This window comes from Rhodocista pekingensis, assembly GCF_042665545.1.
Classification (GTDB): Bacteria; Pseudomonadota; Alphaproteobacteria; order Azospirillales; family Azospirillaceae; genus Rhodocista; species Rhodocista pekingensis.
On the sequence record NZ_JBHTCM010000004.1, the window covers coordinates 352,962 to 376,524 of the forward strand.

The following is a 23,563-nucleotide window of genomic DNA, read 5'->3' on the forward strand; positions in this document are numbered from 1 at the left end:
CGGCCGGTCGCTCAGGCCGCGGCGGCCGGGTCGCGGCCCAGCCAGCCGTCCAGATCGGCCAGGGCGCGGCCGGTATAGGCGCGCTTGCGGTCCTTGCCGTGCAGTTCCTTGCCGTTGGGCTGGCGGGCGTCCAGCGGCGGGAACAGGCCGAAATTGACGTTCATCGGCTGGAAGGTCTCGGCCTCCGCCCCCCCGGTGATATGGTTCAGGAGCGCCCCCAGGGCCGTGGTCGCCGGCGGGACGGAGGGCGTGCGGCCCAGCCGCTCGGCGGCGGCGAACCGCCCGGCCAGGAGCCCGACGGCCGCGCTCTCGACATAGCCCTCGCAGCCGGTGATCTGGCCGGCGAAGCGCAGCCGCGGCATCGCCTTCAGGCGCAGCACCGGGTCCAGCAGCCGCGGGCTGTTCAGGAAGGTGTTGCGGTGCATGCCGCCCAGCCGGGCGAACTCGGCCGTCTCCAGGCCGGGGATCATCCGGAAGACCCGGGTCTGCTCCGCGTACTTCAGCTTCGTCTGGAAGCCGACCAGATTGTAGAGCGTGCCCAGGGCGTTGTCCTGGCGGAGCTGGACCACGGCATAGGGACGGCGGCCGGTGTGCGGGTTGGTCAGGCCGACCGGCTTCATCGGGCCGTAGCGCAGCGTGTCCACCCCGCGCTCCGCCATGACCTCGATGGGCAGGCAGCCTTCGAAGTAGGGCGTGCCCTTCTCCCAGTCCTTGAACTCGGTCTTCGGCGCTTCCAGCAGGGCCTGGATGAAGGCCAGGTACTGCTCCTTGTCCATGGCGCAGTTTATGTAGTCCTTGCCCGTGCCGCCGGGGCCTTCCTTGTCGTAGCGGGACTGGAACCACGCCTTGGACAGGTCGATGCTCTCGAAATAGACGATCGGCGCGATGGCGTCGAAGAAGGAGAGCTGCGCCTCTCCGGTCAGATCGAGGATGGCGCGCGCGAGATCGGGCGAGGTCAGCGGCCCGGTGGCCAGCACCACGCTGTCCCAGTCGGACGGCGGCAGGCCGGTCAGTTCGCCTCGCTCGATCCGGACCAGCGGGTGCGCCTCCAGGGCGGCTGTCACCGCGTCCGCGAATCCGTCGCGGTCCACCGCCAGGGCGCCGCCCGCGGGGACCTTGTGCGCGTCGCCGGTGGTCAGGATCAGCGAGCCGCAGCGCCGCATCTCCTCGTGCAGGAGGCCGACGGCGTTGTACTCGGCATCGTCCGAGCGGAAGGAGTTGGAGCACACCAGTTCGGCGCAGCGGTCCGTCTGGTGCGCGTCCGTGCGGCGGACGGGGCGCATCTCGTGCAGCACGACCGGGATGCCGGCCTGCGCGATCTGCCAGGCGGCTTCGCTGCCGGCGAGGCCGGCACCGACGACATGGATGGGGGCTGTGTCAGTCATGCGGCTAGGTGTGGCGACCCGCCCGCGCGCCGTCAAGCCTCGCGGGCGGAGGAACGCGGCGGGCGTGGGAAAGGGGCTGACGGGACGGTCGCAGCCTCGGTAAGGTGGCACCTAAGAATAAGAGGGAGGAAAGAGGTGACTGCGTTTCTCGGCAAGCTCCTTGTCTGGGCGATCGGCATCGTCGCCGTGTTGTTCGTCGGCTGGCAGGTCTTCATCACGGCCCGGATCGGCGCCATCGAGCAGGAGCATGGCGGCCTGATCGACTTCCAGACCCTGGAGCTGGACTGGAAGCCCAACCAGTTCCTCGTCGCCCCGCGGGGAGCGACGCCGCTGGCACAGCCCCACGCCGCCGCCCCCGTCCTTTCCGTGCCGGCCGGGCGGCTGCGCGATGCCGTCACCGCCCTGGTGGAGGCGGAGCCGCGGACCCGCATCGTCCGACGCTCCGACGACGGCATGCGTCTGACTGCCGTGCAGCAGTCCCGCGCCATGCGCTTCCCGGATTTCGTGAGCATTGAGATCCGCCCGGCGGAGGGCGGCGGCAGCACGCTGCTGGTCTACAGCCGGGCCGTGTTCGGTGTCCGCGACTTCGGGGTCAACCGGGCGCGGGTGGAGGGCTGGCTGGCCCGGCTGCCGGACCGGATCGGCGGGGCGTAGGCGGGTCCCTCCCGCCTACGCCCCACATCCGTCCTCAGTCGGCGGCAAGCGGGGCGTAGCCGGACGTACCCCAGCGGTACATGACATAGTCCGTGCTGGTGCGGTCGCCCTTGGCGTCGAAGGCGAGGGGGCCGACGACCGTGGCATAGTCACCCTGGCGCAGCGTCGCGGCGACCCGGGCGCCGTCGGTGCTGCCGGCCTTCTCCGCCGCCTTGGCCCAGACCTGCACGGCGGCATAGGCGTAGAGTGTGTAGGCCCCCGGCTCGCCCCCGTTGCCGCGCAGCCGGGCGATCAGGTCCTGTGCCTCCGGCTTCGCGCGGGCATCGGCGCTGAACGTCATCGTCATGCCCTCGCCGGCCGGCCCGGCGATGGCCTGGAACTCGTCCGAGGCGAGCGTGTCGCCGGAGACGAACAGGGCGGTGACGCCGGCCTCCCGCGCCTGCCGGACCAGCAGGGCCGCCTCGGTATAGAGTCCGCCGAAATAGACGGCGTCCACATTGGCGGCCTTGATCCGGGTGACCAGGGCCGTGAAGTCCCGTTCGCCCAGGGTCAGGGAGGTGTAGAGCACCTCATGCAGCCCCTTGGCGGCCATCGCGGCACGGGTGGCGTCGGCCAGCCCCTTGCCGTAGGTGGTCTGGTCGTGGACCACGGCCACGCGCCGGCCGGCGAAATGGCGCGCCAGCCAGCCGCCGGCGATGTCGCCCTGCTGGTCGTCGCGGCCGCAGGTGCGGAAGACCAGGGTACGTCCGCCTTCCGTCACTTCGGGGCTGGTGGCGGTGGGGGTGATGGTGACGATCCCCTCGTCCTCATAGACCTGCGAGGCCGGAATCGTGGTGCCGGACTGGAGGTGGCCCACGACCAGGGCGACGCCCTCCGTCGCCAGCCGGTTGGCCACGGCCACCGCCTGCGCCGGCACGCCGCCGTCGTCCAGAGGGATCAGGCGCAGCGGCTCGCCCAGGACGCCGCCGGCCGCGTTGATGTCGGCCACGGCCTGCTCGGCACCGCGGCGGAGCTGCTCGCCGACAGCGGCAAGCTGGCCGGTCAGCGGGGCGGCGAGGCCAACGGCCGTTTCCGCCGCGGCCGGACCCGCCATGAGGACGGCGGTGCCCAGCACCGCCGGGATCAGCACGGCGGACAGAGAGGGGATGCGCACGGGAACTCTCCCGATCGGAGGGGCGTCACTGGGGCTGGATCGGACTGCCCGCAGCTCCGCACGCCGCCCGGCAGGACCGGGCGGCGGCAGGCGGGAAGGCGGAGCGCCGGATCACTTGATCGGCGTGTAGGCGCCGTTCGACCAGCGGTAGATGATGTAGTCGGTGGAGCGGCGGTCGCCCTTCCCGTCATAGGAGAGCGGGCCGATCACGGTCTGGTACTCGCCATCGCGCAGGGCTTCGGAAACCTTATCCGAATCCGGGCTTCCGGCCTTCTCCGCCGCCGCGGCCCAGGCCTGGACGGCGGCGTAGCTGTAGAGCGTGTAGGCCTCGGGTTCATAACCCTGGTCGCGGAAGCGCTTCACCACGTCGGCCGCGATCGGTTCGTCGCGGTAGTCGGCACCGAAGGTCACCAGGGCGCCCTCGCCGGTCGGGCCGGTGATGTTCCAGAACTCCTGGTTGACGGTGCCGTCGCCCGACATGAAGACGGCCTTCATGCCGGCATCGGCCATCTGCCGCACGATCAGGCCGCCCTCGGTGTGCAGGCCGCCGAAATAGACGACATTCACGCCGGCGTCGCGCATGCGGGTGATGAGGGCGGACATGTCGCGCTCGCCCACCGTGACCGCCTGGTACATGACCTCCTGGAGGCCGCCCTTGTTCATCGCCGCCTTGGTGGCGTCGGCCAGACCCTTGCCGTAGGTGGTCTGGTCGTGGATCACCGCGACGCGGTCGTTCCTGTGATTCTTGATCAGGTAGCTGGCGGCGACGTCGCCCTGCTGGTCGTCGCGGCCGCAGGTGCGAAACACCGTCTCCAGGCCCTGCTCGGTGAGCTGCGGGTTGGTCGAGGCGGGGGTGATGAGGAGGATGCCCTCGTCCGCATAGACCTTGGCGGCGGGGATCGTCACGGCGGAATTGAAGTGACCGACGACAAGGGCGGCGCCGGCCGTCGCCATCTTGTTGGCCACGGCGACGCCCTGGCTGGGATTGGAGGCATCGTCCTCGACGACGAAGCGCAGCTTCTCGCCCAGCACGCCGCCTTTTGCGTTCAGGTCCTTGACCGCCATCTCGGTGCCGCGCCGCATCTGCTCGCCGAACACGGCGTTGGGGCCGGTGATCGGGGCGCCCAGCCCGACCACGATGTCGGCGCGCGCCGGCGCCGCGGCGAGGGTCGCCACCGCCGCCAGGGCGAGAAGGGACATCTTCAACTGCATTGTGTCGCTCCCCCAGAACGAAGCCTGTTGCGCAGTTCTCTGCGCGATGTGCCCGGACCCTAGCACAGCCCTCCCGACGGAAGAATGGCGTGTGTGCGCGCCCTCAGCGCCAGGGGCCGGAGACCGTGCGCCACAGGCTGAGGCCGGCGACCCAGGCGCTGGCGGCCAGGAAGAGGACCAGGGGAAACAGGGGACGCGCCGGGTAGGCGAGCACCAGCCAGAGCGCCGCCGCGCCCCAGCCCGCGGTCAGCGCCACCGTCACGGGCCGGAGGCGGCGGACCCGGAACGGGTGCAGGAAGCGCACCGGCAGGAAGGTCAGGATACCGCAGGCCAGCACCACCGCCGCGTTCGTCCAGGGGCCGCCGTCGAGCAGGAAGAGGTACAGCACCACCACGTTCCAGACGGCCGGGAAGCCCAGGAAATGGTTGTCCGGCTCCTTCATGTCGAGCTTGGCGAAGAGGTGCAGCGAGGTCAGCAGGACCCAGGCACAGCCCACCAGATCAAGGGACTGTGGCAGCAGGTCGAAGCGCCAGAGGAAGGCGACCGGAACGAAGACATAGGTCAGGTAGTCGACGATCAGGTCCAAGGCCGCCCCGTCGAACAGCGGCACCCGCGCCTTGACCTCGAAGCGGCGGGCCAGGGGACCGTCGATCCCGTCCACCAGAAGGGCGAGGGCAAGCCAGAGGAACACCGCCTGGGCGTCGCCGTCGATCACCGCCAGCAGAGCCAGGAAGGCCCAGACGGCGCCGGTCGCGGTCAGAAGATGGATGGCCCAGGCGGACCAGGGGAACGGGTGGGCGGACGGTTCTGACATCCGCCCACTATAGGGCGTCGCCGCCGCGGCAGCCAAGCCGCGCTCGGCTGCCATCGGACGGCACGACGGACGGGATCTGCTGGCAACTACAGGTCTAAACAGTAATCGGTAAAGCTCTCAGATCCCACGTTGCCATGCCAGAGTTACGAAGGCGCTGCTGTCAGCAACCTGGACCGGACATGGCGGATCTCAGTGAACGGTCCGGTTATTTCCGCTCGTCCATCATGAATGGATACCGAAACCAGATCGGAGCCAAACCGGAACAGGCGAGAGCCGGGTGGCCGAAAGAAGTGGAGGCTTTCTCCTGATTTCTGATCATCCTTCACATATCCGTTCTTTTCCACGGAACGGAAAATTTCCTGCACGTCATCGCTGCCGACTTTTCCGACGGCAAAAAGAACCGGCAAGCGCAAAAGCAATAAGATCCAAATGGCAACAAGACATGCAAGGGCTGCATCCCAACCCTTTCCGCCACCCCTTATCAATTCTATGAGGAAGTAGCAGGTGAGTGGCGAAAGTATGAAAATCAAAAGCTGTTCAATGTCCCTGACGGGAAAAAGGAACCGGATGGGAGAGGTGGCAAGACGAACAGGGCTGACTTGCATGGCTTCGCCCTCCTTGGCGCCAGAAAGCTGATGAACACCGGCCGGAGCCCTCTTTTCGGCCGCGCGGACGGGACAGAGACAAAAGATACCGGCAGGCCGTTGCAAGTCAATGAAATGGTTGTGTTCCGAAGGGAAAAGCCCGCAAAGCGGGTTCTGTGCCCGCGCCTCGGCGGAATGATTGAAGTGCGGGGAATCGACCCCGATCGATTGAACGCAGCCGCCGCGCACGCCCCGAGAGGGGCCGAACACAGGTGCGCGATGGTGTCAGCCTATGCGAACCCCCCGTCCGGAACCAGCGCCGGTTCTGCGGATCTGGCCGGCGGAACCGGCCGTGGCGCCCGGTGCCGTCCGGCCTCATCTCCGGGCGGCGACAGGCAGGGAGGAAGGCATGCAGACGACGGGGGGAACCGCCGTCCTGTCCCGGGGGCAGTGGCTGAAGCTGGTCCGCGTGCTGGGAATGCTGGGCTCCGACCATGCCGGAGAGCGGGCCGCGGCGGCGCTGGCGGCGCACCGGCTGGTCCGGGGCTGGGGAACGGACTGGGCGGCCCTGCTGGCGCCGCGCCGCATGAGCGAGACGGAGCGCCGCCGGCCGCGCGGGCCGTTCCACGACGCCTTTCATGATCCCGCCGCGGCGGCGCAGTCGCGGCTGCGCCAGATGGCGGCGGAGGTGGCGCGGCTGGAGGCGGAGGTGAAGCGGCTGAAGCGTCTGCTCGACGCCCGCCACCAGCGCGGCTGAACGGTGCGGGCCCGGGCGGTGTCAGGAGGCGCGTCTACGGGACTTCCGGGCGCTCTCCAGATACGGCCGGAGATAACGCCCGGTGTAGCTGCGCTCGGCGCCGACGACGTCCTCCGGCGTGCCGGCGGCCACGATCTGGCCGCCGCCGGCACCGCCCTCCGGCCCCAGATCGATGATCCAGTCGGCCGTCTTGATGACCTCCAGATTGTGCTCGATCACCAGCACCGTGTTGCCCTGTTCCACAAGGGCATGAAGGACTTCCAGGAGCTTCCTCACATCCTCGAAATGCAGCCCCGTGGTCGGTTCGTCCAGGATGTAGAGGGTGCGGCCGGTGGCCCGGCGCGACAGTTCCTTCGCCAGCTTGACGCGCTGCGCCTCGCCGCCGGACAGGGTGGTGGCCGGCTGACCGATCTTGATGTAGCCGAGCCCGACCCGCGCCAGCGTGTCCAGCTTGTCCCGGATCGAGGGCACGGCCCGGAAGAACTCGGCCCCTTCCTCCACCGTCATCTCAAGGACCTGTGCGATGCTCTTGTCCTTGTAGGTGATCTCCAGGGTTTCGCGGTTGTAGCGGTGGCCGTGGCAGACGTCGCAGGTGACGTAGACGTCCGGCAGGAAGTGCATCTCGATCTTGATGACGCCGTCGCCCTGGCAGGCCTCGCAGCGGCCGCCCTTGACGTTGAAGCTGAACCGGCCGGGGCCGTAGCCGCGCGCCTTGGCTTCCGGCAGGCCGGCGAACCAGTCGCGGATCGGGGTGAAGCAGCCCGTGTAGGTGGCTGGATTCGAGCGCGGTGTCCGGCCGATCGGGGACTGGTCGATGTCGATCACCTTGTCCAGGTGCTCGATCCCGCGCAGGGTGTCGAACTCGCCGGGATGCTCCCGCGCGCCCATCAGCTTCTTCGCCAGCGCCTTGTACAGCGTCTCGATCACCAGGGTGGACTTGCCGCCGCCCGACACGCCGGTGACGCAGGTGAAGGTGCCCAGCGGGATGCGCGCCGTCACGTCGCGCAGATTGTTCGACCGGCAGCCGGTCAGCTCCAGCACCTGATCGCGGTGACCGCTCCGGCGCAGGCCCGGCACCGGGATCGAGCGTTGGCCCGTAAGGTACTGGCCCGTCACGGACTCCGGATTGGCCTTGACCTCCTCCGGCGTGCCCTGCGCGACCACCGTGCCGCCATGCACGCCGGCACCCGGTCCCATGTCGACCAGATAGTCGGCCTGGCGGATGGCATCCTCGTCATGCTCCACGACCAGCACGGTGTTGCCCAGGTCGCGCAGGCGCTTCAACGTCTCCAGCAGGCGGTCGTTGTCGCGCTGGTGCAGGCCGATGGAGGGCTCGTCCAGCACGTAGAGCACGCCCGTCAGGCCGGAGCCGATCTGCGAGGCCAGCCGGATGCGTTGGCTCTCGCCGCCCGACAGGGTTCCCGAGGCGCGGTCGAGCGCCAGATAGTCCAGCCCGACATTGTTCAGGAAACCAAGGCGTTCGTTGATTTCCTTCAGAATCCGGTGGGCGATCTCGCGCTGCTTCGCCGTCAGGTGTGCGTCCAGTTCTCCGAACCAGTCGCCGGCCTCCCGGATCGACTTCGCCGACACCTGGGAGATGTTCAGGCCGCGGATGCGGACGGCCAGCGCCTCCGGCTTCAGCCGGGCGCCGCCGCAGGACTCGCAGGGTTGCGAGGACTGGTACTTGCCCAGCTCCTCCTTCACCCAGGCGCTCTCCGTCTCCTTCCAGCGGCGTTCCAGGTTGGTGACCACGCCCTCGAACGGCTTGTTGGTCTCATAGGCGCGCAGGCCGTCGTCATAGCGCATGGTGATCGCCTTGCCGTCCGATCCGAACAGGATCGTCCGCCGGACCGCCTCGGGCAGGTCCTTCCAGGGCGTGTCCAGGCTGACCTTGTGGTGCCGGGCAATGCTCTCCAGTGTCTGGAGATAGTACTGGGAGGAACTGCCGGCCCAGGGGGCGATGGCGCCTTCCCGCAGGCTCAGCCGGTCGTCCGGGACGACCAGACCGGGATCGAAGTAGAGCCGCGCCCCCAGCCCGTCGCAGGCCGGGCAGGCGCCGTAGGGATTGTTGAAGGAGAACAGGCGCGGCTCGATCTCCTCGATGGTGAAGCCGCTCTCCGGACAGGCGAACTTGGCGGAGAAGGTGGTGCGCTCGGCGGTGTCCGCGTTCTCGGCGAACAGCAGCCCGTCGGACAGCTCCAGCGCCGTCTCGATGCTGTCGGCCAGCCGGTTGCCCAGTCCCTCGCGCACGACGATGCGGTCCACCACCACTTCGATGTCGTGCTTCAGCTTCTTGTCCAGCGCCGGCGCGTCCTCGATCTCCATCAACTCGCCGTTCAGCTTGATGCGCTGGAAGCCGCGCTTGCGCAGCTCCGCCAGTTCCTTCTTGAACTCGCCCTTCTTGCCGCGGGCGATGGGGGCCAGCAGGTAGAGGCGGGTGCCCTCCGGCATCGCCAGGATGCGGTCCACCATCTGGCTGACCGTCTGGCTCTCGATCGGCAGGCCGGTGACCGGCGAATAGGGCACGCCGACACGGGCATAGAGCAGCCGCATGTAGTCGTAGATCTCCGTCACCGTGCCGACGGTGGAGCGGGGATTGCGGCTGGTCGTCTTCTGCTCGATGGAGATGGCCGGGGACAGCCCCTCGATGCTGTCCACGTCCGGCTTCTGCATCAGCTCCAGGAACTGGCGCGCGTAGGCCGACAGGCTCTCCACATAGCGGCGCTGCCCCTCGGCATAGATGGTGTCGAACGCCAGGGACGACTTGCCGGACCCGGACAGCCCGGTGATCACCACCAGACTGTCGCGCGGCAGATCCACGTCGACGTTCTTGAGGTTGTGCTCGCGCGCACCGCGGACGCTGATCGTCTTGTTCATGCTGTGTTCTGTATATGAGGCCCGGCCGCAGGGGAAGGGGCAAGCACGGTGCCACCAATATGGATCGGAACGCAGGACGGAAAAACCCGGATGCGATGCCGGATGGGCATACCGCCCCGGCCCCTGGCGGACGGCTCGGACGGTCCGGCGGGCGGCAACGGGGCGGGACTCGGGCGGCTGCATCGGGGCGTTCCCTGTCCGGCCCGCGCCCCTTCCAGAAGTTCCGTAAGTGTTTCATATATCGGGCTGAGCGGAACGCGCACGGCCCGCTGTTCCAGGTGGGTGTCGCCGGGGTACGGGCCGGGGTAAGGGCGGCGCCATGGCGGCGACTTCCCTGCGCAGGTCGGGCCGTGTAGGGTGGCGTCCTTCTGCGCCCGGACGGTTACCGGTACGCAGCCGACGGTCAGGACCCGCCACAGGGGGCCCGGCCGGTTGGCGCTCAGGACGTTTGGCGAAAGAACGGAACGACAGCGAAAGAACGACCCATGGCAGGCAGCGTCAACAAGGTCATCCTGATCGGCAATCTGGGCAAGGACCCGGAAATCCGGAACATGCAGAACGGCGGCAAGGTCTGCAATCTGCGCATCGCCACCTCGGAGAACTGGAAGGACCGCAACACCGGGGAGCGCCAGGAGCGCACCCAGTGGCATTCCGTCGTCATCTTCAACGAGAATCTGGCCCAGATCGCCGAGCGCTACCTGCGCAAGGGCTCCAAGGTCTATATCGAGGGCCAGCTCGAAACCCGGAAATGGACCGACCAGTCTGGGCAGGAGAAGTACACGACCGAGGTCGTGCTCCGGCAGTTCCGGGGCGAGCTGACCCTGCTTGACGGCCGTGAGGGCAGTGGTGGTGGCAGCGGTGGGGGCGATTACGGCGGCGGCGGGGACTACGACCGTGGCGGCGACTACGGCGGCAGCTATGGCGGTGGCGGGGGCGGCTATGGCGCATCGCCCCAGCGCGGCGCCCGTGGCGGAGCGGGCGCCGGGCAGGGCGGTGGCCAGGGCGGTGGCCGTCCGCCGGCCAGCAATGATCTCGACGACGAGATCCCGTTCTGATGCCGTTCTCCCGCGCTGTCGTCCGGCCCGGCCGTCCGGCCCTCGTCGCCCTGACCCTGGTCGGGGTTCTGATCGGGGGGCTGGCACCGGCCGGGGCGGCGCGTGCCGATGAGAGCCAGACCCTGGCGGCGCTGCTCACAGGCAGCTTCAGCACGGCACAGCAGGCGGCGGGCGACCCGCAGGTCCCGCTCCTGCGGCGCCAGGTCACGCCGATCTGGCCGCGCCGGCATGACGGGCCCTGGCTCTATGTGGAAGAGGCGCCGGAGGCTGACCGCGGCCGGCCGGCCCGCCAGCGCATCGTGCAGATCCGCTTCGCACCGGAGCGGGGCGGGGTGGAACTGCGCAGCTACCGTCTGCCCGACCCCGCCGCCGCGGTCGGGGCCTGGCGCGATCCGTCGCGCCTGAAGGAACTGATGCCGGAGCAGCTCGACCGGATCGCGGGCTGCGAGGTGGTGCTGTACCGCCGCGGCGAATGGAACTTTTCCGGCAACACCGTCGGGACGGACTGCGCCGATCCCGACGGCAGGGCCGCCTATCTGATCATCCAGATGTCCGTTCAGTCCGCCTTCACCCGCGTCTGGGAGCGTGGCTTCACCGGCGCTGGCGAGGCGGTCCGGGACACGGTCGAGGGTGGCTTCCGCTTCGACAAGGCCGCCCCGGACATGCCGGACGCGGGGGCCGCCGACACGACCGGACCGTCCGGCCGCTGAGCGGGCGCCCGGTCACCTGCCGGCCTTCGGGGCGCCGGGCGGGTCCGGTGCCGGGGCGGGGGCCGGCGTCTCCGGGCCGGGATTGTCCGTCCCCGGCGGCACCGGCGCGGGCTCGGTCGGGCCGGGGGCCGGGGTTTCCCCCGGCGGCGGGATTTCCGTCTGCCCCGGCGTCGGCGTGCCGGGCGGGCTGGGTGCGATGGCCATTCTCACCGTCTCCAGTCTGTAAGCCGTCCGACCCTTGGTCAGTCCGCCCCTTGGTCAGTCCGGCCGTGGGCTGTCCGGCGTCCTGCGACGCCAGCGCTTCCGGGAGAACCGGCCCGGCGTGTCCGGGTTCCCCCTGCGGTCGGAGCCTGCCCGCGGGGCGGGATTGCGCCGCATCAGGGTTGACGGCCCATGGTCAACTGTTGTTGATCCGTCATTGTTCCGATATCGGATGATTTTCCTGTCTTCAGACCCCGGGTTTCCCATGTCCACCGCCGTAACCGAGACGCCCCCCCTTGCGGCGCAGATCCGCCGCCATGCTGTTGACCTGATCCGGCTTGCCGTCCCGGTGATGGTGGCGCGCGCCGGCATGATGACCATGGTGGTGGTCGATACGCTGGTGGTCGGCCAGTACGGCTCTTCGGACCTCGCCTGGCTGGGGCTCGCCAGCGCGGCGCAGAGCACCATGTTCGCCGTGCTTGTCGGCCTGCTGCTCGGCACCGTGGTGATGACGGCCCAGGCGGTCGGTGCCGGCGACCGTGTCGCCACGGGGCGGATCTGGCGGCAGTCGCTGTCCTATGCGCTGCTGGTCGGCCTCATCTGCACGGCCCTGAGTTTCCTGGGCGAGCCGTTCTTCCTGCTGACCGGCCAGTCGGCGGAACTGGCGGCCGGCGGCGGCCGGCTGATGGAAGTGTACGGCTACGGCATGGTCGGCGGCGCCCTGTTCGCCACGACGACCCTGTTCCTGGAGGGATTGAAGCGGCCGCTGCCCGGCATGGTCGCCATCGTGATCGCCAACCTGGTCAATCTGGGACTGGACTGGGTGCTGGTCTTCGGCCTGTTCGGCCTGCCGGAGCTGGGGGCGGAGGGGTCGGCCTGGGCGACCACGCTGATCCGCTGGGGCATGGCGGCCGGTCTGATCGCCTATGTCTGGTGGATGCCGGACCAGCAGGCGCACGGGGTGCGTCAGGCGGGCGGTGGCTGGCGGGCCGGGGCGGAGCAGCGCCGTCTGGGCTATGCCGCCGGGGCCAGCAACGGGCTGGAGGCATCGGCCTTCGCCACGCTGACCCTGTTCGCGGGCTGGATGGGGCCGTTGGCGCTGGCCGCCTATACGGTGGGGCTGAACCTGATCGCGCTGCCCTTCATGAGCGCGCTGGGGCTGGCCGCGGCCACCGCGGTGCGGGTCGGTAACGCGCACGGAGCCAAGGACCGGCGGGAGACGGCCCTGGCCGGCTGGACCGGGCTGGGTGTCACCACCCTGCTGCTGGGGCTGACGGCGCTGGCCTTCGCCCTGTTCCCGGCGGAGATCGCCCGGGGCTTCGCGGCCGATCCGGCCCTGATCGCGGTCATCATCCCCGTTGTCGGCTTCAGTGCCTGGATTCTGGTCGCGGACGGCGGACAGGTGGTGATGGCGCAGGCCCTGCGCGGCCGCGGCGACACCTGGATGCCGACGGTGCTGCACTTCTTCAGCTACTTCGCCGTGATGGTGCCGCTGTGCTGGTTCCTCGGCATCCGGGCGGACCGGGGGGTGATGGGCCTGTTCGAGGGCATCTTCGTCGCCAGCGTCATCTCGGTCGGCGTGCTCTCGGCCCGCTTCGCCTGGCTGTCCCGGCGCTGACCGCCCAGGAGCAGGGGCAGTTCCCGGCAGGACGCGGCGGGGCCGGGCACGTTGTTCGTCCCCGGGAATGATGATAAAAGGTCGCAAACCTCGGAGACCCCGCCGAAATGCGGCCTCCGGCATTGTTTTCCGCTGACGTCAGAGCTGTATTCGGTGACTTCCACGATCCCGACTCCGTCCGACATCTCGCCGATCACCATCGAAGAGGAGATGCGGCGGTCGTACCTCGATTACGCCATGAGCGTGATCGTGAGCCGTGCCCTGCCGGACGTCCGCGACGGGCTGAAGCCGGTCCATCGCCGCATCCTCTACGCCATGAAGGATGGCGGCTACGACAGCACGAAGCCCTACAAGAAGTCGGCCCGCATCGTCGGCGACGTGATGGGTAAGTACCACCCCCACGGCGACGGTGCGATCTACGACGCCATGGTCCGCATGGCGCAGGATTTCTCCATGCGCCTGCCGCTGATCGACGGGCAGGGCAACTACGGCTCCATGGACGGCGACCCGCCGGCGGCGATGCGCTATACCGAGGCGCGGCTGGCCAAGGCGGCGGAATTCCTGCTGGACGACATCGACAAGGAAACGGTCGATTTCCAGCCGAACTATGACGAATCGTCCCTCGAACCCACGGTTCTGCCAGCCAAGTTCCCGAATCTCCTGGTCAACGGCGCCGGCGGCATCGCCGTCGGCATGGCGACGAACATCCCGACCCATAACCTGGGTGAGGTGATCGACGCCTGCTGCGCCTATATCGACAATCCCGAGATCACGATCGACGAGCTGATCGACATCATCCCCGGCCCGGATTTCCCCACCGGCGCGCTGATCCTGGGCCGGTCGGGCATCCGCTCCGCCTACCACACGGGCCGCGGCTCTGTCGTGATGCGGGCGAAGACCGACATCGAGGAGATCCGCAAGGACCGCTGGGCCATCGTCGTCACCGAGATCCCCTATCAGGTCAACAAGGCAAAGCTCCAGGAACGCATCGCCGAGGTCGTCCACGAGAAGCTGGTCGAGGGCATCTCCGACGTCCGCGACGAATCCGACCGCGACGGCGTGCGGGTGGTGATCGAGCTGAAGCGCGACGCCGTGGCCGACGTGGTGCTGAACCAGCTCTTCCGCTTCACCCCGTTGCAGACCAGCTTCGGCGTGAACATGCTGGCGCTGAACGGCGGCCGGCCGGAGCTGCTGGACCTGAAGTCCATCATCGCCGCCTTCGTCCGGTTCCGCGAACAGGTCATCACCCGCCGCACCGAGTTCGAGCTGGGCAAGGCGCGCGAACGGGCCCACACCCTGGTCGGTCTCGCCGTCGCCGTCGCCAACATCGACGAGATGATCGCCCTGATCCGCAACGCGCCCGACCCGGGCACGGCGCGCGAGCAGATGATGGCGCGCGAGTGGCCGGCCCTGGACGTGGCGCCCCTGATCCAGTTGATCGACGAGCCGGGCCGCGGCCTCTCGGAGGCGGGCACCTACCGTCTGTCGGAGGGGCAGGCCAAGGCCATCCTGGACCTGCGCCTGCACCGCCTGACCGGGCTGGAGCGCGACAAGATCAGCGAGGAGCTGAACCAGGTCGTGGACCAGATCCGCCACCTGCTGGCCATCCTGTCCGACCGCGGCCTGCTGCTGGACATCCTGCGCGGCGAGCTGGTGGACATGAAGGCGCGGTTCGGCAACCCGCGCCGCACGACCATCGAGGAGCTGGAGTTCGAGGCCGACGTCGAGGACCTGATCCAGCGCGAGGACATGGTCGTCATCGTCACCCAGGGCGGCTACATCAAGCGCGTCCCGGTCTCCACCTACCGGGCGCAGGCGCGCGGCGGCAAGGGCCGCTCGGGCATGAGCCTGAAGGCGGAGGACACGGTTTCCGACCTGTTCGTCGCCAACACCCACACGCCGATGCTGTTCTTCACGAACCGCGGCATGGTCTACACCCTCAAGGTCTGGCGCCTGCCGCAGGGCACGCCGCAGACCCGCGGCAAGGCGCTGGTGAACCTGCTGCCGCTGGAGGAGGGGGACTTCATCACCACCGTCATGCCGATGCCGGAGGATCAGGCGAGCTGGGGCGACCTGCACGTCCTGTTCGCCACCAGCCGCGGCGGCGTGCGCCGCAACCGGCTGTCGGACTTCGCCAACATCCGCTCCAACGGCCTCATTGCCATGAAGCTTGAGGAGGAGGGCGAGCGCCTGATCGCGGCGCGGCCGTGCAGCGAGGCGGACGACGTGCTGCTGTCCACCCGGCTGGGCCGCTGCATCCGCTTCCCCGTGGGTGAGATCCGCGTCTTCAGCGGGCGCACTTCGACGGGCGTGCGCGGCATCAAGCTGGTGGAGGACGGCGACGAGGTGATCGGCATGTCCATCCTCCGCCACACCGACTATTCCGCCGAGCAGCGGGCCGCCTACCTGAAGCAGGCGCGCCAGCTCCGTCAGGCGATGGGCGAGCCGACCGACGCGGACGAGGCGCCGGACGTGGAGGCGGAACCGGTCGAGACCTCCCTCGTCCTGCCGCCGGAGCTGTTCATCGAGATGCAGGCGGCGGAGGAGATCATCCTCACCGTCTCCGAACAGGGGTTCGGCAAGCGCACCTCCGCCTACGAGTACCGGCTGACCGGCCGCGGCGGGCAGGGGATCTGGAACATGGACATGGGCGAGCGCAACAAGGCGATCGCGGCCGTGTTCCCCATCTCCGAAACGGATCAGGTGATGATGATCAGCGACAACGGCCAGGTCATCCGCATGCCGGTCCACGACATCCGCCTCACCGGCCGCAAGAGCAAGGGCGTCACCCTGTTCCGGCTGGGGCCTGACGAGCGTGTGGTGTCTGTCGCCCGGCTGGCCGAGGAGGCCGCCGGCGACGGTCAGGGGATCGAGGGCAACGGAAACGGTGCGGCTGACGCGCCGGGTCCGGACGGGGCTTGAGCCGAGAGGAGAGGGCGCGGATGTCGGTACGCAAGCGCATCGGGGTCTATCCCGGCACCTTCGACCCGATCACGAACGGGCATTTCGACATCATCCAGCGTGCGACCCTGGTCGTGGACCACCTGATCGTCGGGGTGGCGCGCAACGCGGGCAAGGGGCCTCTCTTCTCCACCGACGAGCGGGTGGAGATGGTCCGCGACGAACTGCCGCACATCTCGACCCATGGAGCGACGGTCGAAGTGCGGGCCTTCGATTCGCTGCTGATGCACTTCGCCGTCGAGATGGGGGCGCAGGTCATCATCCGCGGCCTGCGCGCCGTCTCCGACTTCGAGTACGAGTTCCAGATGGCGGGGATGAACCATCGGCTGAATCCGCAGGTTGAGACCCTGTTCCTGATGGCCTCGGACCGGCATCAGTTCATCTCCTCCCGCTTCGTGAAGGAGATCGGGCGGCTGGGCGGCGACATCCGCCCCTTCGTCAGTCCGCGGGTGGCGAAGCGGCTGCTGTCCCGTTTCGCGCAGGAAAGCCTTCCGGCGGATGAGACGCTGCCGCTCCAGGCGGCGCCCTGATCCCGGGGACGATACGCCGCCAACACCCGCCCGGGGCCGGACCTGTCCGTCGGTATGCTTGACGGACAGTGTGGCTCCGGCAATCTCCCGCGTTGTTGACCGGACGGCATGTCCTGCCTATGGTGCGCCGCGGCAACGATCCCGTAGCTCAGCCGGTAGAGCATCTGACTTTTAATCAGAGGGTCCTGGGTTCGAGTCCCAGCGGGATCACCAATTTTTCAAGGGGTCGACAGCGGTCCCCCCTGTCCTCCGCGGAACCGGTTCGCGCGGAATCCAGTCCGTAGATGAGGAGTTGATCCTCCGGTTGTGCCTCCGGGCAGGGGAGATACCTCCCGGAGTCCGCATGCTCTCTGCCCGTCCGACTGTGTTCCTGTTTTCATGCAGCGGAATTGCATACCTGCCGAAGTGAAAAGAGCGGCAGCCATATCCTTTCGTGTTTCGAATACGTCCGAATGTCATGAGATGACAGAGACGAACCGCACTGTCCCTTGCATGACGGGACCGACTATCCCAAGGACTGGCTACTCCTTTTGCACACTTAGAGGAAAGGCACCTCGAAATTTAGACTGGGGTCATCAAGCCATGAGGGTGGAATGATCCAGCGTGCCGCAGTCCGGGATTCGTTCGATGCCGAAGACCTCCTGATCGAGGCGTTCCGGCTGACCGAGGTCTATTCCCTGGCCACGGACGAGGAACGGGCTGAACTGGAAGCCTTCCTCCTCGACCTGGCGGAACAGTCCCAGCCTGTGCTGCTCCGCGCCTGATCCGCAGGGCGGGCTCAGCGATACCCCTCTCCCCGGAAACCGATCTCTGCTACGCTTCCGGGCGCTGTGATCGACCCGTCCGGCGATCGGACGGGGGAGGTCACGGGCCAGTACTCGGGCCAGTAACGGTGTCAGCGATCGTGTCCCCCAGCCCCGATGAATCCTGTCCCGGATGTCCCGACCGGCGCGAGTTCGAGCGACGGTCGGTCGGCGCCGCCGTCCGCCTCTGGCTTGATGATGTGCCGAGCTTCTGCCGGATCGAGGACGTCTCTCCCGGCGGCGCCTTTCTGAGCCCGCGGCTGGACGCCGCCGACGGCATCATCGCTGTCCTGGAGGTTCCGGAACTCCTCATCCGCGCCGAGGTGCGGATCGTCCGCAGCACGCCGGCGGGATCGGGGGTCGAGTTCCTGAAGGACGGTATCGGCGCCATCGTCGCCGGTTGGGTCCAGGGGCGGTCGTCCGCCACGGACGTCCCGTCCCCGGACGGGGAGTGAGCGGCCCGGACCGGGCCGCCCCTCACTCTCGTCAGCCCGCCTCCGCCGAGCGCAGTGCCCGGAGCAGGTCCGCCGTCGCCTCGCCATCGACCGACTGGTCGCGGTCCTTCTGGAAGCCTTCGATGGCCGACCGGGTGCTGGGCCCGTAGAGCCCGTCGGGTTTTCCGGCGGAATAGCCCAGCCGGTTCAGTTCCTGCTGGATGTTGCGCACCAGCTCCCGCCGCCCCATGGAGGCGATGTCGTCCACGGCCGCCGTCTGCGCGGGGGCGCTCTCATTCGATGAAGCTGCGGCCGGGCTGGCCATCGCCACTTCCTCCTGACCGCTGCCGCCGTCGGCGGAGGCCGTCAGGATTTCGTTCTGGCGGCGCAGCGAGGTGACGATGTCCCGCTGGCTCAGGCTGTCGCCGATTCTTGCCTTGGCGTAGAGCGCCTCGGTGATGCCCTGGTTCGCGGCCAGGGTCAGCCAGGTGTGGGCGAGGGACGGGTCGCGCAGCACCCCCTGTCCCTCGGCGTACATGCTGCCGAGGTAATACTGGGCCTGGGCATCGCCCTGGCGCGCCGCCGGCTCCAGTTCGGTCAGGGCCTGTTCGTACTCACCTGCCTGATAGGCGGCGATCCCCTCATCAACCCCCGCCATCGCCGGGGGCGCCGTCCAGACCAGGGCAGCGATGCCGCAGGCCAGGACCGTTCGTGTACGGATGTGATTCACCATCGGACAGATCTCCGCTCGCGGACCGTGCCCCCGGCCCCGTCGCCCCCTCACGCGCTCCGGCGTGTTCCGTCAGCCCACCAGCCGCCAGGTACCGTCGTCCTGGCGGCAGGCGGTGCCCCGGGCCGTTTCGGCCCGACCGTCCACATGGACGGTATGAGTATACTCCCGGCACAGATTGCCGGCGTCGTTCGTGTAGCTGCGCGTCGGTGCGATCGTCCCGCGGTTGCCCGTGTCGGGATTGTTCCAGGTGATCTGCTCGTTGCGGGTCACGGCCGCTTCCTCCGCGGCGATGGCACGCTCCTTGTCCTGGTCGCCGAGGTTGCGGGCCAGCTCGCGCCCGGCCAGTGCCCCCAGCACGGCCCCGACGGCTGTCGCCACCGTCCGGCCGCCGCCGCCGCCGATCTGGGAGCCGAGCAAGGCACCACCGGCCGCACCCCCCAGGGTGCCTACCGTCTCCCGGTCGATCCCGCCGCCTGTGCCCTGCTGGCATCCGGCCAGGAGCAGGGCGGCGATCGCGCAGGCGGCGGCTGTCCGTCGTGCAGGCATGGCACTGTCTCCCGTCCGGGTTCCCTCTGCGCCCTAAACCCCGGTTATCCCCGACAGGTTCCATGGCCTCCCCGACCGGAGGGGGCAGAAACCTCTGCGGAGGCGGTTGGACGGGGGTGCAGGGCTTCCGCAGTGAAGCGTCCGTTCATCTGTGCTATTCAAACCGTCGCCACCGGCGACGGTGGCCTTTCGTGCCGTTCAGTCTGCCGGTAACCGACTTGTCTTCATCCGCAAGCCAACCCCCCCGCCACACGGCGACGTGGCCGCTCGTGAAGCGCCTTGCCGGGAGCTATCTGCTGCCGCACCGGGCCAGCCTCGCGCTCGCGCTCTTCATGATGACGCTGGATGCCGCCGCCACCGGCGCGCTGGCCAAGCTCATGGAGCCGATGATCGACGACATCTTCACGCAGCAGCGGGCTTCCGCCCTCTGGCCCGTCGCGGGGGCGGTGTTCGCCGCCTTCGTCGTGCGCGGGCTGGCGGGGTATCTGCACGCGGTGCTGTTGAACCGTGTCGGCCAGCGCATCGTCGCCAATGTGCAGTCGGCGCTTTTCGGCCACCTGATGCAGGCCGATCTTGCCTATTTCCATGCGAACCCGTCGGGGAACCTGATCTCCCGTCTGGTCAACGATGTCAGCCTGATGCGGAACGCGGTCGCGGAGTGTCTGACCGGCATCGGCAAGAGCACCCTGTCGCTGCTCATCCTGGTCGGGGTCATGTTCCACCAGGACTGGGGGCTCTCGCTCATCGCCTTCACGGCCTTTCCGCTCGCCGCCCTGGCGCTGGCCCGGATCGGCCGCCGGCTGCGCCGGGTTTCCGCCCGCACGCAGCATGAACTGGGCGTCTTCGCCACCTTCCTCGGCCAGACCTTCCAGGGGGTCCGCCATGTCAAGGCCTACGGCATGGAGGGGCACGAGGTGCGCCGGGTGGACGGCATGGTGGAGAAGCTGTTCAGCCTGACGAACAAGGGCTTCCGGACCTCCGCCATGCTGACCCCGATCAACGAGGTGGTCAGCGGCATCGCCATCGTCACCGTCATCGTCTATGGCGGCATGCAGGTCATCAGCGGCGCCAATTCCCCCGGCTCGCTGCTCAGCTTCATCACCGCCTTCATGCTGGCCTTCGACCCCATGAAGAAGCTCAGCAAGCTGAACGCCCAGCTCCAGGTCGGTCTGGCCGCGGCCGAGCGGGTGTTCGAGGTGCTGGACACGCAGCCGGAGATCGTGGAGCGGCCCGATGCGGCCGTGCTGCCGCGCGCTGTCCACGATGTGCGGTTCGAGAATGTCCATTTCCGTTATGACGGTGGGCGGGAGGCGCTGGACGGGTTGGACCTGGAGGTGCCCGCCGGCCGCATGGTGGCCCTGGTCGGCGCCTCGGGGGCGGGCAAGTCCACGGTGCTGAACCTGATCCCCCGCTTCTACGATGTCAGCGACGGCCGGGTCATGGTCGGCGGCCACGATGTGCGCGACCTGACCCTCGCCTCGCTGCGGGCCAACATCGCCATCGTCAGCCAGGAGACGGCGCTGTTCGACGAGACGGTCCGCGCCAACATCGCCTACGGCCGCACCGATGCCAGTGAGGCGGAGATCGTGCAGGCCGCGCGCGACGCCGCGGCGCACGACTTCATCCTGGAGCTTCCCGACGGTTACGACACGATGGTGGGCGAGCAGGGGGTGAAGCTCTCCGGCGGCCAGCGCCAGCGCATCGCCATCGCCCGCGCCATGCTGAAGAACGCGCCCGTGCTGCTGCTGGACGAGGCGACGTCGGCGCTGGACAGCGAGTCCGAGCGCGCCATCCAGGAGGCGCTGAAGCGGTTGCAGAAGGGGCGCACGACCCTGGTGATCGCCCACCGCCTTTCCACCATCATCGACGCCGACCGCATCTACGTGCTGGAGAACGGCAAGGTGGTGGAAGGGGGCACCCATGCGGAGCTGATCCGCCATGGCGGCCCCTACAGCCGTTACCATGCGCTCCAGGCCGGGTTCGAGCGGGCGGCCGTGGGATGACGGGGAGAGGGACGGCGGCGATGCTCTGGGCACTTCTGCTGATCGTCCTGGTCGTCGGCGGCGGTCTCGCCACCCTCTACGCCAACCAGCGCAAGCTCCAGTATTTCCCCTCGACCGCCGTTGTCGTTCCGGCGGACCAGGGTCTGCCGGACTTCCGCGTCGTCACGGTGACGACGGCCGACGGGCTGGGCATCGACGGCTGGTACGCCCCGGCCGCGGCGGGCCGGCCCACGGTCGTGCTGTTCCACGGCAATGCCGGGCACCTGGGGCTGCGGGCGGACAAGGCGCGGGTGCTGCGCGACGCCGGGGTCGGTGTCCTGCTGGCGGGCTACCGCGGTTATGGCGGCAATCCCGGCCAGCCCACGGAAGCCGGGCTGATGGCGGATGCCCGTGCCCAGCTCGACTTCCTGGTGGAGCAAGGGGTATCCGGCCAGAAGCTGGTGCTCTACGGGGAATCGCTGGGGACCGGCGTGGCCGTCCAGATGGCCGCGGAACGCCGGGTCGGCGGGGTGGTGCTGGAAGCGCCCTACACCTCCATGACCGACGTGGCTGCCGCGCATTACCCGATCCTTCCGGTGCGCCTCCTGCTGCGCGACCGCTACGACAGCCTGTCCCGCATCGGCCAGATCGCGGCGCCCCTGCTGGTGGTGGTGGCACAGCGGGACGCGGTGGTGCCCACCGCCCTGTCCGATACCCTGTTCCGGGCGGCGGCGGAGCCCAAGTACATCGTCCGTCTGCCCGGCGCGGGGCACAACGACATGATGGAGCACGGGCTGGCGGAGGTGGTGGTGGACTTCGTCGCCACCCTCGACAGACCAGGTGGGCGGGTCGAGCCAGCGGTGATCGAGCAGGAGCGTCCGCGGGGAACCGCCCTCATTCCACGCCCCTGATGGCCCCGCCGCTGATGGCCCCTCCCGCCCGTTACGGTCCCCCCCTCAGCGCCGCCAGCGCCTCCGGCGTGTCCACGTCCACCAGCACGCCGTCGTCCGGCATCTCCACCTCGCAGACCAGGTCGGCATGGCGGTCCAGCAGGGCCTTCGCCCCGGTGTCGCCGATCAGCTCCAGCATCTCCGGGACGAAGCGGCGGTCCCAGAGGACCGGGTTGCCCCGCCGGCTCCGGAAGGCGGGGACGCAGACGGCCCGACCCTCCGCCGGAGCATAGGCAGCGATCAGACGGTCGATGGCTGCCGCTTCCACCCGCGGCATGTCCCCCAGAAGCACCAGCACGCCGTCGGCATCGTCCGGCAGGGCGCGCAGACCGGCCTTCAACGACGCGCTCAGGCCGGCAGCATGCTCCGCCGCCTCCACGATCCGGACTGCGCGGCCGGTAAGGGCATCGCGCACGGCATCCTGCTGATGGCCGACGACGACGGTGACGGACCGGACCTGGGAGGCCAGCGCCGCATCCACGGCGCGGGCGACCAGGGGAACCCCGCCGACATCGGCCAGCAGCTTGTTCCGACCCATCCGGCGCGACAGGCCGGCCGCCAGCACCAGCGCCGCGATCCGGGGCGCGCGGGGCGGGGCCGTGGCCTGGGCGCGCGGCAGCGGGCGGGTCGGGATCTCCGAGAGAAGCCCGCCGACGCCCATACGCATGATGTCCGGGCCTGTCACCTCCAGACCGGCGGCCAGCCGGTGCAGGACCCAGTCAAATCCGTTCAGCCTGGGGGAGCGGGCGCAGCCGGGCAGCCCCAGCACCGGCACGTCCCCCAGCCGGCCCAGCAGCAGCAGGTTGCCGGGGTCCACCGGCATGCCGAAATGCAGGACTTCACCGCCCGCCTCGACGATCCCGGCCGGCACCACGTCCCGGCGGTCCGTGATGGCGGAGGCGCCGGCGACCAGCAGCAGGGTGCAGCCGGCATCGTGCAGGTCCGTCAGCGCCGTGGCCACGGCGGCGCCCTCATGCGGCACCCGCCGTTCCGCCGCCAGGGTCGCGCCGACGCCGGCCAGCCGGTCGCGCGTGGCGGCCACGGTCTTCTCCAGCACGGCCGGCTTCAGCCCCGGCAGCAGCGTCTGCACGAGACCGGTCCGCAGGCCCTGCCAGGGGGCGACGTGCAGCAGCGGGCCGGGGGCCGCCAGGGCCTCCGCCGCCGTGACCGCGTCCCCCGGCGCGGCGAAGGGGATGACCTTCACCGTCGCCACCATCTGCCCCGCCTCCACCGGCGTATGGGCGGGCAACGTGGCAAGAGTAAGGGACTCGTGCAGCAGGTTCAGGCGGTCCACCCGGTCCCTGTCCACGACCGCAAGACCGGCCACGGCGGCGAACAGGTTGACCCGGCCGGTGAAGGCGGCGCTGACCGTCAGGCCCGACCCTGCCACCGCACGGGCGAGACGCGCCGCCGCCGCATCCTCCGCCACGTCCCCCGGCTCCGGCAGGGCCGCGACCACCGTGTCGAGCCCGGCCGCGGCCAGGGCGGTGACATCTTCCCCCGACAGGACGCGGCCCTTGCGGAAGGACAGACCCGCCAGTTTCAGGGAATGGGCCAGGACGGCCCCCGCGGCGTCGGCCAGCGGCAGGGGGCCGAAGCGCATC

At 69.2% G+C, this 23,563-nt stretch carries 21 protein-coding genes and 1 tRNA gene; 12 read left to right on the forward strand and 10 right to left on the reverse strand.

The window, feature by feature from the left end; translation table 11 throughout:
- Positions 1-11: 11 nt before the first annotated feature.
- Complete coding sequence (trmFO, locus tag ACFQPS_RS02200) at positions 12-1,385, reverse strand: methylenetetrahydrofolate--tRNA-(uracil(54)-C(5))-methyltransferase (FADH(2)-oxidizing) TrmFO (protein WP_377356072.1); 1,374 nt, start codon at positions 1,383-1,385, stop codon at positions 12-14.
- Between the two features lie 135 nt (positions 1,386-1,520).
- On the opposite strand from trmFO, the gene ACFQPS_RS02205 reads away from it, so the two are divergent.
- A complete protein-coding gene (locus tag ACFQPS_RS02205) occupies positions 1,521-2,039 on the forward strand; it encodes a DUF1499 domain-containing protein (protein ID WP_377356074.1) in 519 nt (172 codons plus the stop codon).
- 34 nt (positions 2,040-2,073) lie between these two features.
- Here the strand turns inward: ACFQPS_RS02205 and ACFQPS_RS02210 are convergent, their stop codons facing one another.
- The 4 genes from ACFQPS_RS02210 to ACFQPS_RS02225 form a co-directional block, all read right to left on the reverse strand.
- A complete protein-coding gene (locus ACFQPS_RS02210) occupies positions 2,074-3,192 on the reverse strand; it encodes a branched-chain amino acid ABC transporter substrate-binding protein (protein WP_377356077.1) in 1,119 nt (372 codons plus the stop codon).
- A gap of 111 nt (positions 3,193-3,303) precedes the next feature.
- The gene (locus ACFQPS_RS02215) at positions 3,304-4,404 is read right to left on the reverse strand and encodes a branched-chain amino acid ABC transporter substrate-binding protein (RefSeq protein WP_377356078.1); all 1,101 of its coding nucleotides are present in this window, start codon (positions 4,402-4,404) and stop codon (positions 3,304-3,306) included.
- Positions 4,405-4,507: 103 nt separating this feature from the next.
- Complete coding sequence (locus ACFQPS_RS02220) at positions 4,508-5,272, reverse strand: CDP-alcohol phosphatidyltransferase family protein (protein WP_377356081.1); 765 nt, start codon at positions 5,270-5,272, stop codon at positions 4,508-4,510.
- Between the two features lie 89 nt (positions 5,273-5,361).
- Positions 5,362-6,051: a hypothetical protein gene (locus ACFQPS_RS02225; RefSeq protein WP_377356084.1), complete on the reverse strand. Its 690-nt coding sequence runs from the start codon at positions 6,049-6,051 to the stop codon at positions 5,362-5,364.
- Between the two features lie 160 nt (positions 6,052-6,211).
- On the opposite strand from ACFQPS_RS02225, the gene ACFQPS_RS02230 reads away from it, so the two are divergent.
- Complete coding sequence (locus ACFQPS_RS02230) at positions 6,212-6,559, forward strand: hypothetical protein (protein ID WP_377356087.1); 348 nt, start codon at positions 6,212-6,214, stop codon at positions 6,557-6,559.
- A 21-nt stretch (positions 6,560-6,580) separates the two neighbouring features.
- On the opposite strand, the gene uvrA is transcribed toward ACFQPS_RS02230, so the two are convergent.
- On the reverse strand, positions 6,581-9,436 hold the full coding sequence (gene uvrA / locus ACFQPS_RS02235) for an excinuclease ABC subunit UvrA (RefSeq protein WP_377356089.1): 2,856 nt from the start codon (positions 9,434-9,436) through the stop codon (positions 6,581-6,583).
- 485 nt (positions 9,437-9,921) lie between these two features.
- On the opposite strand from uvrA, the gene ssb reads away from it, so the two are divergent.
- Both ssb and ACFQPS_RS02245 read left to right on the forward strand, forming a co-directional pair.
- A complete protein-coding gene (ssb, locus tag ACFQPS_RS02240; protein WP_377356090.1) occupies positions 9,922-10,491 on the forward strand; it encodes a single-stranded DNA-binding protein in 570 nt (189 codons plus the stop codon).
- Positions 10,491-11,201 carry a chromophore lyase CpcT/CpeT gene (locus ACFQPS_RS02245; RefSeq protein WP_377356091.1) on the forward strand — a complete coding sequence of 237 codons (711 nt, stop codon included), beginning with the start codon at positions 10,491-10,493 and terminating at the stop codon, positions 11,199-11,201. Before ssb ends, ACFQPS_RS02245 begins: the two co-directional genes overlap by 1 nt.
- A gap of 12 nt (positions 11,202-11,213) precedes the next feature.
- Here ACFQPS_RS02245 and ACFQPS_RS02250 read toward each other — a convergent pair whose 3' ends face one another.
- Positions 11,214-11,405: a hypothetical protein gene (locus ACFQPS_RS02250; RefSeq protein ID WP_377356093.1), complete on the reverse strand. Its 192-nt coding sequence runs from the start codon at positions 11,403-11,405 to the stop codon at positions 11,214-11,216.
- A gap of 262 nt (positions 11,406-11,667) precedes the next feature.
- Here ACFQPS_RS02250 and ACFQPS_RS02255 point away from each other — a divergent pair, with 262 nt between their 5' ends.
- From ACFQPS_RS02255 to ACFQPS_RS02280, 6 genes are all read left to right on the forward strand, one after another.
- The gene (locus tag ACFQPS_RS02255; RefSeq protein WP_377356095.1) at positions 11,668-13,020 is read left to right on the forward strand and encodes an MATE family efflux transporter; all 1,353 of its coding nucleotides are present in this window, start codon (positions 11,668-11,670) and stop codon (positions 13,018-13,020) included.
- Between the two features lie 210 nt (positions 13,021-13,230).
- Positions 13,231-15,942 (forward strand): DNA gyrase subunit A, encoded by a 2,712-nt coding sequence (gyrA, locus tag ACFQPS_RS02260; protein WP_377356625.1) that lies wholly within the window; start codon positions 13,231-13,233, stop codon positions 15,940-15,942.
- Between the two features lie 20 nt (positions 15,943-15,962).
- Positions 15,963-16,511 (forward strand): pantetheine-phosphate adenylyltransferase, encoded by a 549-nt coding sequence (gene coaD, locus ACFQPS_RS02265; protein WP_377356097.1) that lies wholly within the window; start codon positions 15,963-15,965, stop codon positions 16,509-16,511.
- A gap of 137 nt (positions 16,512-16,648) precedes the next feature.
- A tRNA-Lys gene (locus ACFQPS_RS02270) sits at positions 16,649-16,724 on the forward strand.
- Between the two features lie 380 nt (positions 16,725-17,104).
- Positions 17,105-17,275 (forward strand): hypothetical protein, encoded by a 171-nt coding sequence (locus ACFQPS_RS02275; protein WP_377356098.1) that lies wholly within the window; start codon positions 17,105-17,107, stop codon positions 17,273-17,275.
- A 140-nt stretch (positions 17,276-17,415) separates the two neighbouring features.
- A complete protein-coding gene (locus ACFQPS_RS02280) occupies positions 17,416-17,769 on the forward strand; it encodes a PilZ domain-containing protein (RefSeq protein ID WP_377356099.1) in 354 nt (117 codons plus the stop codon).
- A 31-nt stretch (positions 17,770-17,800) separates the two neighbouring features.
- Here ACFQPS_RS02280 and ACFQPS_RS02285 read toward each other — a convergent pair whose 3' ends face one another.
- Complete coding sequence (locus ACFQPS_RS02285) at positions 17,801-18,481, reverse strand: peptidoglycan-binding protein (protein WP_377356101.1); 681 nt, start codon at positions 18,479-18,481, stop codon at positions 17,801-17,803.
- A gap of 69 nt (positions 18,482-18,550) precedes the next feature.
- Positions 18,551-19,027: an RT0821/Lpp0805 family surface protein gene (locus tag ACFQPS_RS02290; RefSeq protein ID WP_377356102.1), complete on the reverse strand. Its 477-nt coding sequence runs from the start codon at positions 19,025-19,027 to the stop codon at positions 18,551-18,553.
- Between the two features lie 269 nt (positions 19,028-19,296).
- Between ACFQPS_RS02290 and ACFQPS_RS02295 the strand changes: the two genes are divergently transcribed.
- Positions 19,297-21,030, forward strand: coding sequence for an ABC transporter ATP-binding protein (locus tag ACFQPS_RS02295; RefSeq protein ID WP_377356103.1), 1,734 nt, complete (start codon positions 19,297-19,299; stop codon positions 21,028-21,030).
- Positions 21,031-21,050: 20 nt separating this feature from the next.
- Complete coding sequence (locus ACFQPS_RS02300; RefSeq protein ID WP_377356104.1) at positions 21,051-21,920, forward strand: alpha/beta hydrolase; 870 nt, start codon at positions 21,051-21,053, stop codon at positions 21,918-21,920.
- Positions 21,921-21,951: 31 nt separating this feature from the next.
- Here the strand turns inward: ACFQPS_RS02300 and ACFQPS_RS02305 are convergent, their stop codons facing one another.
- Entirely contained in the window at positions 21,952-23,562 is a 1,611-nt protein-coding gene (locus tag ACFQPS_RS02305; protein WP_377356105.1) for an NTP transferase domain-containing protein, read from the reverse strand.
- Position 23,563: the final 1 nt, after the last annotated feature.

Bases quoted from the DNA above. Each gene is read 5' to 3' on its own strand.
- ACFQPS_RS02255 (WP_377356095.1), top strand. From the start codon at position 11,668: ATGTCCACCGCCGTAACCGAGACGCCCCCCCTTGCGGCGCAGATCCGC.
- ACFQPS_RS02275 (WP_377356098.1), top strand. From the start codon at position 17,105: ATGATCCAGCGTGCCGCAGTCCGGGATTCGTTCGATGCCGAAGACCTC.
- ssb (WP_377356090.1), top strand. From the start codon at position 9,922: ATGGCAGGCAGCGTCAACAAGGTCATCCTGATCGGCAATCTGGGCAAG.
- ACFQPS_RS02290 (WP_377356102.1), bottom strand. From the start codon at position 19,027: ATGCCTGCACGACGGACAGCCGCCGCCTGCGCGATCGCCGCCCTGCTC.
- ACFQPS_RS02250 (WP_377356093.1), bottom strand. From the start codon at position 11,405: ATGGCCATCGCACCCAGCCCGCCCGGCACGCCGACGCCGGGGCAGACG.
- ACFQPS_RS02245 (WP_377356091.1), top strand. From the start codon at position 10,491: ATGCCGTTCTCCCGCGCTGTCGTCCGGCCCGGCCGTCCGGCCCTCGTC.
- ACFQPS_RS02220 (WP_377356081.1), bottom strand. From the start codon at position 5,272: ATGGCAGCCGAGCGCGGCTTGGCTGCCGCGGCGGCGACGCCCTATAGT.
- ACFQPS_RS02305 (WP_377356105.1), bottom strand. From the start codon at position 23,562: ATGCGCTTCGGCCCCCTGCCGCTGGCCGACGCCGCGGGGGCCGTCCTG.
- ACFQPS_RS02215 (WP_377356078.1), bottom strand. From the start codon at position 4,404: ATGCAGTTGAAGATGTCCCTTCTCGCCCTGGCGGCGGTGGCGACCCTC.
- ACFQPS_RS02285 (WP_377356101.1), bottom strand. From the start codon at position 18,481: ATGGTGAATCACATCCGTACACGAACGGTCCTGGCCTGCGGCATCGCT.
- ACFQPS_RS02300 (WP_377356104.1), top strand. From the start codon at position 21,051: ATGCTCTGGGCACTTCTGCTGATCGTCCTGGTCGTCGGCGGCGGTCTC.
- coaD (WP_377356097.1), top strand. From the start codon at position 15,963: ATGTCGGTACGCAAGCGCATCGGGGTCTATCCCGGCACCTTCGACCCG.
- trmFO (WP_377356072.1), bottom strand. From the start codon at position 1,385: ATGACTGACACAGCCCCCATCCATGTCGTCGGTGCCGGCCTCGCCGGC.
- ACFQPS_RS02230 (WP_377356087.1), top strand. From the start codon at position 6,212: ATGCAGACGACGGGGGGAACCGCCGTCCTGTCCCGGGGGCAGTGGCTG.
- uvrA (WP_377356089.1), bottom strand. From the start codon at position 9,436: ATGAACAAGACGATCAGCGTCCGCGGTGCGCGCGAGCACAACCTCAAG.
- gyrA (WP_377356625.1), top strand. From the start codon at position 13,231: ATGCGGCGGTCGTACCTCGATTACGCCATGAGCGTGATCGTGAGCCGT.